We start from the raw sequence: 1,025 nt of genomic DNA, 5'->3' as shown, positions 1-1,025 counted from the left end.
GGGGGGGGGGGGGGGGGGGGGGGGGGGGGGGGGGGGGGGGGGGGGGGGGGGGGCCGGGGGCCCCCCCCCCCCCCCCCGCCCCCCCCCGGGGGGGGGGGGGGGGGGGGCGCCCCCTCGGCTGCCGGGCCGGGTGCGGCTCAGGGACCTGGGGGGGCTCCGCCCCGGGTCCCCCCGGGCTCCGCCCCGGGCCCTCCCCCGGACTCCGTCCGGGGGGACCCCCACGCCTCGAACGCCGGCGGGGCTGGATTTGGCTCGTGTCAGGGTGACGGCGTCGTGGGCGGCCTTGGGAAGAGCCAGCCCCGCCGGCGTTTGAGGCGCGGGGTCCGGGGCGGAGCCCCGGGAACGGTGCCGCACTGGTGGGGCGGCGCCACCGGGGGCCCGGGCTAGGCGGGGACGCGGGGGAAGCGGGCCTGGAGGGTCCAGATGGCCGGGTTGTCGGCGAGGCCCTCGTGCATGTCGACGAGGTCCGCGATCAGGTCGTGCAGGAAGTCGCGGGCCTCGCGGCGCAGCAGCCGGTGGCTGAAGGTCAGCGGGTCCTCGTCCCCCGGCATCCAGTCGGCCTCGACGTCGACCCAGCCGAAGCGGCGCTCGAAGAGCATCCGGTCCGTCGACTCGGTGAAGTCGATCTCGGCGTACTGCCGGTGCGCGGAGCGGTTGCCGCGCGGGTCCTGGTCGAGCTGCTCGACGATGTCGCACAGGGCCCAGGCGAAGTCCAGTACCGGCACCCATCCCCAGGCTGTGGACACTTCCCGGTCCTTGTCGGTGTCCGCGAGGTAGACGTCCCCGCAGAACAGGTCGTGGCGCAGCGTGTGGACGTCCGCCGAGCGGTAGTCGGTCTGCGGGGGGTCGGGGAAGCGCCGGGAGAGGGAGTAGCCGATGTCGAGCACGTACCCGATGGTGTCACGGGTCCGGGAGCGCCCCCACCCCGGTGCCCACCTGCTGACCCACGGGACCGGCGTCCTCGTCGAGATCAGCGCCAACCCGGTGCTGGCCCCGGCGCTGCGCCAGTCCGCCGAGGAGTACGG

The 1,025-nt window shown here is 77.1% G+C and carries 1 protein-coding gene; it reads right to left on the bottom strand.

What is annotated here, in order from left to right:
• Positions 1-383: 383 nt before the first annotated feature.
• Complete coding sequence (locus AB0D66_RS34660) at positions 384-887, bottom strand: hypothetical protein (protein ID WP_362311114.1); 504 nt, start codon at positions 885-887, stop codon at positions 384-386.
• Positions 888-1,025: the final 138 nt, after the last annotated feature.

The sequence above is a fragment of the Streptomyces sp. NPDC048270 genome (assembly GCF_040652335.1).
Lineage (GTDB): Bacteria > Actinomycetota > Actinomycetes > Streptomycetales > Streptomycetaceae > Streptomyces.
The sequence above is the reverse complement of the archived record's forward strand: the minus strand, read 5'-3'. Positions and strand labels throughout refer to the sequence as shown.